The following is an 8,298-nucleotide window of genomic DNA, read 5'->3' as shown; positions in this document are numbered from 1 at the left end:
AAAACCATAGACCGTGTAATAAAATGTTTTCAAGAGGACGAAGTAAACTGCATTATTTTCGGGCACAGCCATATGCCATTATCACAGCTCTATAACGACATTTTACTATTTAACCCAGGCTCGCCAACAGACAAAAGACGAAACAAAAATTATTCTTTTGGTATTTTAGAAATTCACGAGAGTATTCAGCCTCATATAGTATATTTTTAGTGAAGTTTTTTGTGCCGGATTTGAGCTTTAAAATGCATAGTAACCCGTTTGAAGATTAAGATTACTGCCTCTTTTTTCTACCATCATAAAAAAATAGTGGAAGATTTTATAATGCATCAAGTAACCTCTTTCAAATGCAATATTTATCTGACCAAACTCTAAAACTTGACTCAAAAAGTCGCGTCGCTAACGAGTCGTGGAATGGAAAGTCCTCCTCAAGTTTTAGCAAAACGTTCTTTCATGTGCCTTCCTCAAATATTGCGGAAATTTTATGAATAACAAGAAGCGAACTGTTCCCTGTCAAGTAGACAAGTGAAAAAACAGTTTTCTATATCTCCAGCTACTCTTGTGTAGTTGGAGATATTTTATTTAACAATCCTACGCTGGTAAGTCCTTTATATATTTTGATAGAAGTCCCTCAATAACCATTGCTTAAGTCTCTAAATCAGTAATAATGTGATTCAAAAAACATTCCAAATCAGCTTGTGGACCTTCTATAAGCTGGCACTACTAGCCTAATTCGATGACAACACTTAGCTATTGTTTCATAATATGGATTATGAAGGTGAGATAGTATGGCAGAATGAAGGCATATCAAAAGGTCACCATCCTCATATGGCCATATCTACCTGCATATGCCTGTAATAAAGTGAGATTTATGTTGCCTCAGACTAATATGTTATGGGTTTTTTATTGACCACGTAGTCTAATTATGATAAGGTGATATTATTGACCGATTGGTCTGAAATATACAGAGGTGAAAAAGATGAAGCGAGAAGAAAAAAACATGCTAAAGAGACAACAGATAATTAGTAGTGCTATAGCTGAATTCGGGGTTAATAGCTATACAGAAGCATCCTTAAATGCTATTTGCAAAAATGGTAATATATCAAAAGGAATTATTTATCATTATTTTAAAGATAAAGATGAGCTATATCTGGTTTGTGTTACTGAATGCTTTGATAGGTTAACTACTTTCCTTAATAGTGAAAAGATAACCTTCAATAATGTTGAACAGGGTATTGAGAAGTATCTTGATTTACGTCATCAATTCTTTAAAGCAAATCCTGATTTTAGCAATATATTTACAAACGCTTTATTACAGCCACCTAAGCACTTAGTAGAGAGAATAAAGGAAATAAAAGTTGGACTAGATAAATTCAATATCAATTTTTATGAACAAGTTCTTAAAAATGTGAATCTTAAAAGTTATGTTTGCCACGAAGAAGCAATTGAATATTTTCTTATATTTCAAGAATCATTTAATTTTCACTTTCAAAATAAAACTTATGGAGATTTTACGAAGTTATTTGATGAACACGAGCTTAAATTAGGGAAGTTATTAAAAATTATGTTTTATGGGATAGCAAAGGAGGAAACAGAATAATGAATTTACTAATACTAAGGCTTCTGATAGGAATTTCTATTGCATTTTTTATGGGTAAATTTGTATCAAAGATAAAGCTACCTGCTATTTTAGGATGGCTCTTAACAGGTATGATTATAGGACCTTATGCAGTGGGTATAATAAGTGATGAACTGTTAAGTGCTAGTTGGTATCAAATTATTTTAAGTATTTTTGAGTGCGCTATGGGTCTTATGATTGGTACTGAACTTGTGTGGAAAGAGCTCAAACGATCGGGGAAACAAATTGTAATAACGACCATTTTCCAATCTATTACGACATTTTTAGTGGTAACATTATTTTTTGGAACAATTTTTTATTTTACTAATGTACCGCTTTATGTGGCACTTATTTTTGGAGGAATTGCACTTGCAACAGCCCCTGCACCAGCTTTATCTATAGTTAAAGAATTTAAAGCAGAAGGTCCAGTAACGAGAACTTTAATTCCTATGGCAGCCCTTGATGATATTGTTGCAATTATTGTATTTTTCAGCATTACTACCTTTATTACTGCTGCTAATGCAGAAAAATCAACACCACTATATCTGATGCTGGCTATAATGATAATATTACCACTTGCTATTGGAGTAGCAGTCGGATTATTCGGAGGGATTATCTTAAAAAAAGAGCGTTCTAGAAGTACAACCTTAATGATTACGGTTATACTTTTATTACTAGTTTCAAGTGTAGGACTTGTATTTAATAACCTGATTTTAGAAGAACCAATTCTGAATTTTATGTTAATAGGTATGGCTTTCTCTGCCACTTTTGCTAATATTGTATCTGAAGAAAGATTGTCAGAAATAATGAATGCTTTCAATCCAATCCTTGAACTCTCTTTGATGATTGTTATCTTAAATCTAGGTGCACCGCTTGATTACCATTTAATTTTAGGTGCAGGAATATTTACAGTAGTATACATTATATCAAGGGCAACAGGTAAATATGCAGGTGCATTTTTAGGAGCGAAAATGACAGGTTTGCCAAAAACTGTGGAAAAATATTTAGGACTCACACTATTACCTCATTCTGGTGTTTCACTTGTCTTCACAGGCATTGCGGCTACAACATTAAGTACTTTTGATCCTACTTCTGCAGCGATACTCCAAGGAACAATTGCGGCTGCGGCTGTAATAAATGAGATTATCGCAGTTATCATAGCTAAAAAGGCTTTCGAGTGGGCAGGAGAATTAGAAAGACAGACACCGATAAATGTATCATCGGATTTTAGTATAAATTCAAATTAATTTTGATTTAAGCTGAACTTATAAGTCCCAAGAAGATTAACTACATTAATCTTCCAAGAGTAGAAAACACATGGAAAGTTTCAAATAGAAAGAGTTGTTTACGCTGGTTTTTTACTGTCAAGTCACCCTTCCATTGTAGGGTTTTGTGTGGTAACTTAAATTTACACGACTAGGTATTTGCGGAATAAAGCAAATTCCTAGTCGTATTACAATATTGGGAAATAATTTTCACATATTATTATATCCTGTAAGAAAACACATTCAAACAGGCGCTCGTATCTAATAATAAAAAATGACCCAAAATTTCACAAATTTCATGACCCTCGTGACTCTTAGTCTTTTTTTTCATATTCAATGCACATTCCAATGCGTTAATGTCTGCCGGGTTAATTAAACATAGTATCTCATGTCGCTCCAAACGCATGGTTTTAGGATTGAAGGTCATGTGTGCGATGTTTGGAACTAATTTCATACATACTATAATATCCATATTCGACCCCCTTCTTGCTTTATTTGATTATATTCCATTCGTGCAACAAAGACAATTGTCGAAATCAAACATTATATGTCTTATTACAAAAATATAAATGATATGTACTGCACATCATAAAGCAGATGATAATTTATTATTTATCATTTATGATAAAATTCGTTTTGATAATCCACCTATTAAAATAGTAATTTATAATTACTGTGCCTAGAACAGTCAAACTAGTATTAAGATAGAAATATAATTGCATTTTCTTCTCTTTGAATTGAAATGAACACTATCAAATTAATTTATCTCCATAGCGTGAGGAAAGAATTATCTTAGCCATATTTCTGACATATTTTATGGGTATAATTTAAATAAAGAAAGTGAGAAGCTTTCTAAAATGTAAATTAAAGGAGAAAAAAGATGAAAAAATCAAAAAAGATTCTTTTAACTATCGGAGCTGCTACAGTAGTTTTTACTTCTAGCTTAGGAGTAGCTTTTGCTGGAAACACATTCTCACCAGCAGAGAAACTATCACAAATTACAGGTATCTCAGTTGATGAGTTATACGAACAAAAGGTTGATAAGACTTTTGGAGAAATTGCTGCTGAGAAAGGTGTCCTAGGGGAATTCAAAGAAGAAATGCTTGAAAGTAAAAAAGAGCTATTAAGCCAAAGAGTAGCAGATGGAAGCCTTACCCAAGAAGAAGCAGATGAATACTATATTCGTATGAAGCAAAACAGCGAAAATTGCGATGGAACAGGACCAAATAACTCGAATCGCCAAGGATTAGGTTTTGGCAATGGTATGAGAAGTAGAATGGGCAACGGTAACCAATTTAATCGATAGTCGCATTTTAATTCTATTCTCTCCTTCAAAAAAATTACGAATAAAAAGGAAAGTTGGTCATTCACTTAGTTACTGTAAATCTTGCATTTTATCTTATTAAAGTGCAGGATTTTTGTGTTTATTTTAGAAATAAACTAGGTAAAATTAAATAACCTTCTTTTATTTTGATGCACTAGACTCAGAATAAAAGACTCCCTAGTAAGACTTCAAGAATTGACCAAAATCAAAGAATTTTAGGGTAAGGGAACCATTTATGTATAACGCATACTAAATATTTGAAATAGTATGGTTTTGTACTGTATAATATAATAAATGAATCATTGTATTATTACACGATAAAAATATACGGAGGTTAGTAATGTTATTTATGATATTTGTCATTATTGCAATAGTAGTGACTTTTATAAACCTTTATTTGTATAAAGCAGGAAAGGATTATAAGATTGCTATGGCGTTAGGATTATCATTTACAGCATTAACACTTTGTTCAGAATATAGTCTTGTATCTCGGTGGGTAAAAGTGGAAGATTGGTCAGCTTTAGGGGATGTAGTACCTAGTATGGAAAGGGTATTATGGTTTTTTACAATTATTTCTATCTTACTAAATATAGCACCTATGCTTATAGAACTAAAAGGTAAGAAATAATTACTTATTGTCACATCATTCTTAATAAACGGACTAAGGGAACTCCTCATAGAGTTCCCTTAAAAATGCTATAATATCATCTACTTCTAGTTCCTCTTTTGCTTGTGATGCTATATTATAGAGTTGACCTTGATCAGCTGGACTACTTACAACATCTACAGCAACAACTAAATGATATTCGCTGTCTACAGCTATTTGTACGTTGTGCGAGACATCGGTTCCATTATTGGTTTTTCATTGTTTTTCGATGAAATTAGCTTTGATTTTAAACATAGAAAATTCTCCTTATACTTTCTTGACTCAATCCAATTCAAAAAATGATTGACTAAAAATTAACCACAATGATATTATGTTTATAAGGATATAACCATGAAGGTTAATTTGTATTCGTTGTATTATTTATAATAACATTATTTCAGACTCATGAAGGGACTGTTTATCCGATGCGCCCATTCATGAGTTTTTTGTGCGCATATAATATCAAACTTTAAGGAGATGATTTACATGCATATGGCAGACGCTTTAATTACACCAATCGTTGGAGGTGCTATGTGGGCTACTTCGACTGGTGTCGCTTCCTATTCCGTTAAAAAGGTTCAACAAGATTTAGACGAAAAAAAGATTCCTCTTATGGGAATCATGGGGGCCTTTGTCTTCGCTGCTCAAATGATTAACTTCACTATACCAGGTACGGGTTCAAGCGGGCACATCGGTGGAGGAATTCTCTTAGCTATTTTATTAGGACCTCATGCAGGATTTATCACTATGGCTTCGATTCTTGCCATACAAGCCCTATTCTTCGCTGACGGAGGACTACTTGCACTAGGAGCTAATATTTTTAATCTAGGATTTTATACTTGCTATTTAGCTTATCCCCTCATATATAAAAATATCGTAAAAAAAGAGATGACAAAAACCAGGATATTTGTAGGCTCTTTTCTTTCTGCAATTATTGGATTGCAGTTTGGAGCTTTCAGCGTAGTTTTGGAGACGCTTTTTTCAGGAAAAACAGAATTGCCTTTCAACATATTTGTCCTTATGATGCAACCCATCCATTTAGCGATTGGCATTGTGGAAGGTTTATTGACTGCAGCTGTAGTTACTTTCGTATGGAACGCTCGTCCTGAGATTTTACAATCATCAAGCGTAAAAATTTCTAATGGTGTTTCTTACAAAAAGGTAATGGTTATTTTACTATGCGCAACAGTATTTATTGGTGGTATATTATCCTGGTATGCTTCTTCTAATCCTGATGGATTAGAATGGTCTATTGAAAATGTAATGGGAACTCCCGAATTAGAGACCTCTGGAGGGATTTATGATACCCTAAGTAATCTGCAAGAAAAAACCGCCTTTTTACCTGACTATTCCTTCAAAATTGATTCAGAAGCAAAAATTGAATCAAACTCTCCTATCAATGGAGGCACTTCCCTTTCTGGTATTGTTGGAATTTTGTTGACACTTGCATTTGCTACCTCTATTGGACTCATATCATATAGATACTGAAAGCGCAATCAAAAAAAAGTAAATCAAAATTAAAATTTTAGGATTGATAAAATGGCAAATATAGGAAATTCTACGTATGAATTAAGATATTTAGATGAGTTATCTCAGAAAGATACTTTAGTTCATAATATTCACCCCCTCATAAAGTTAATTGTGAGCCTTTCCTATATCGTGTTAGCGGTTTCCTATGGAAAGTACGACATTATGGGGCTGTTACCACTAATAATTTACCCGATTATTATATTCAATCTCGGTGATATTCCCTTTTTGCCAATAGCAAAGAGGACGCTAATTGTTCTGCCTTTAGTCTTAGGGCTTGGAATCTTTAACCCCATTATGGATCGAAATTTGGTGACACTCTTTGGAAATTTCAGCCTAATTGGGGGATGGCTTTCTTATATTACGCTTATTATAAAGTCCCTTTTAACGGTAGTTTCTGCCTTGTTGTTGATTTCCACGACAGGAATAGAGAAGATCATTCAGGCAATGAGTCAAATAAAGATTTCTAAAATAATTGTCATGCAGTTTCTACTTACTTATCGCTATATATCCGTGCTATTAGAAGAGATCACTAATATATGGACTGCGTATTCACTTAGGGCACCTGCTCAAAAAGGAATTCATTATCAGTCTTGGGGACCTTTGCTAGGTCAGCTACTGATTCGTTCTTATGACAGAGCTCAGAGAATATATAATGGGATGGTTTTAAGAGGGTTCAATGGTGATTTTTATAGATTAAACAATAACAAACTACTTTTTAAAGATATTACCTATGGGGTTTTATGGATTCTCTTCTTTCTACTAGTAAGATTCTATAATATTCCCATGTTATTAGGTTCAATTATGACAGGAGTGTAATATATGAGTCATCATAAAATCATACTAGAGGATGTGTACTATACCTATCCTGATGGTAAAAAAGCATTAAACGGAATAAGTTTTGAAATTCATCATGGTGAATCAGTAGCTATCGTAGGCGCTAACGGAGCTGGCAAATCAACACTGCTCTTATCTTTAGTGGGAATACTATTCCCAGATAGTGGGAACATTGTAATTGGTGATGTGCCCGTTACAAAGGAGACCCTTTCATTAATTCGACAGAAGGTAGGATTTACCTTTCAAAATGCAGACGACCAATTATTTAATGCGACGGTATACGATGACGTGGCTTTTGGTCCTAGAAATTATAAATTACCTGAATCTGAAGTGGAAAGAAGGGTTCTTCTAGCTCTCGAAACCGTAGGGGTATCCCATTTAAAAGACAGACCTCCCTATAAGTTGTCAGGGGGCGAAAAACGCTGTGTTTCTATTGCCGCTGTTTTATCTATGGAACCAGATATCTTACTTATGGATGAACCCTCTAGCGCTCTTGACCCAAAGTCTAGAAGGCGGCTCATCAACTTGCTAAATAATTTTAAACACACGAGAATCATCACCACCCATGACCTGGATATGGTACTTGATGTATGTGACAGAACCATTGTATTAGGCAATGGCCGTATTATGGCAGATGGCCCCACAGAAGTGATTTTAAATAATGAGAAACTGCTAGATGAATGCTGTTTAGAGAAACCCTTTAGCTTACAAAACTGTTCAATTTGTTCAAAGAAAAAATAGTTTATGGTTAAAACTCCCACTTATTTTTTTCTATATAACTAAAAAATACGAGTAGAAGTTTAGAAACTGCTTAAAACATTCCAAGAGACTCATAAGGGACGTGAATTTTTGAAACTTGACTCAAAAAGTCGCGTCCCTAACGTAAAAAAAGCCTTACACTTTAAAGTGTAAGGCTTTTTATTGCGTATTAACGAACGACCGTAATATTCTCAGCTTGAGGACCTTTAGCACCTTGAACTATATCAAAAGTTACATTTTGTCCTTCTTCTAAAGTTTTGAATCCATCAACATTGATTTGAGAAAAGTGTGCAAATACATCTTTTCCGTCTTCTCCTGTAATAAA

General features: G+C 33.8%; 11 protein-coding genes. 8 read left to right on the top strand and 3 right to left on the bottom strand.

Annotated features, from left to right (window positions below):
• Window positions 1-210, top strand: a 210-nt coding sequence (locus DES36_RS14445; protein ID WP_207657479.1) for a metallophosphoesterase family protein, incomplete at its 5' end; no start/stop codon positions are given.
• A 27-nt stretch (window positions 211-237) separates the two neighbouring features.
• Here the strand turns inward: DES36_RS14445 and DES36_RS15105 are convergent.
• A complete protein-coding gene (locus DES36_RS15105; protein WP_207657478.1) occupies window positions 238-384 on the bottom strand; it encodes a hypothetical protein in 147 nt (48 codons plus the stop codon).
• Window positions 385-976: 592 nt separating this feature from the next.
• Here DES36_RS15105 and DES36_RS14440 point away from each other — a divergent pair.
• Both DES36_RS14440 and DES36_RS14435 read left to right on the top strand, forming a co-directional pair.
• Window positions 977-1,597 carry a TetR/AcrR family transcriptional regulator gene (locus DES36_RS14440; RefSeq protein WP_113921923.1) on the top strand — a complete coding sequence of 207 codons (621 nt, stop codon included), beginning with the start codon at window positions 977-979 and terminating at the stop codon, window positions 1,595-1,597.
• Window positions 1,597-2,862 (top strand): cation:proton antiporter, encoded by a 1,266-nt coding sequence (locus tag DES36_RS14435; RefSeq protein WP_113921921.1) that lies wholly within the window; start codon window positions 1,597-1,599, stop codon window positions 2,860-2,862. The genes DES36_RS14440 and DES36_RS14435 overlap by 1 nt, the downstream gene beginning before the upstream one ends.
• Before the next feature lie 238 nt (window positions 2,863-3,100).
• On the opposite strand, the gene DES36_RS14430 is transcribed toward DES36_RS14435, so the two are convergent.
• Complete coding sequence (locus tag DES36_RS14430) at window positions 3,101-3,352, bottom strand: adenine nucleotide alpha hydrolase family protein (protein ID WP_113921919.1); 252 nt, start codon at window positions 3,350-3,352, stop codon at window positions 3,101-3,103.
• A gap of 408 nt (window positions 3,353-3,760) precedes the next feature.
• On the opposite strand from DES36_RS14430, the gene DES36_RS14425 reads away from it, so the two are divergent.
• From DES36_RS14425 to DES36_RS14405, 5 genes are all read left to right on the top strand, one after another.
• Window positions 3,761-4,186: a hypothetical protein gene (locus DES36_RS14425; RefSeq protein WP_113921917.1), complete on the top strand. Its 426-nt coding sequence runs from the start codon at window positions 3,761-3,763 to the stop codon at window positions 4,184-4,186.
• 358 nt (window positions 4,187-4,544) lie between these two features.
• Window positions 4,545-4,832, top strand: a complete 288-nt coding sequence (locus DES36_RS14420) for a hypothetical protein (RefSeq protein WP_113921916.1) — start codon at window positions 4,545-4,547, stop codon at window positions 4,830-4,832.
• 504 nt (window positions 4,833-5,336) lie between these two features.
• Window positions 5,337-6,338: an energy-coupling factor ABC transporter permease gene (locus tag DES36_RS14415; RefSeq protein WP_113921914.1), complete on the top strand. Its 1,002-nt coding sequence runs from the start codon at window positions 5,337-5,339 to the stop codon at window positions 6,336-6,338.
• Between the two features lie 51 nt (window positions 6,339-6,389).
• Window positions 6,390-7,196 carry a cobalt ECF transporter T component CbiQ gene (cbiQ, locus tag DES36_RS14410; protein ID WP_113921911.1) on the top strand — a complete coding sequence of 269 codons (807 nt, stop codon included), beginning with the start codon at window positions 6,390-6,392 and terminating at the stop codon, window positions 7,194-7,196.
• 3 nt (window positions 7,197-7,199) lie between these two features.
• Entirely contained in the window at window positions 7,200-7,955 is a 756-nt protein-coding gene (locus tag DES36_RS14405) for an energy-coupling factor ABC transporter ATP-binding protein (RefSeq protein ID WP_113921909.1), read from the top strand.
• Window positions 7,956-8,142: 187 nt separating this feature from the next.
• Here the strand turns inward: DES36_RS14405 and DES36_RS14400 are convergent.
• Window positions 8,143-8,298: cold shock domain-containing protein (locus DES36_RS14400; RefSeq protein ID WP_146953669.1), on the bottom strand; the 156-nt coding region annotated here is incomplete at its 5' end.

It is taken from the genome of Alkalibaculum bacchi (genome assembly GCF_003317055.1).
Taxonomy (GTDB): domain Bacteria; phylum Bacillota; class Clostridia; order Eubacteriales; family Alkalibacteraceae; genus Alkalibaculum; species Alkalibaculum bacchi.
Note: the sequence above shows the minus strand (reverse complement) of the source record. Positions and strands in the feature narration are given on the sequence as shown.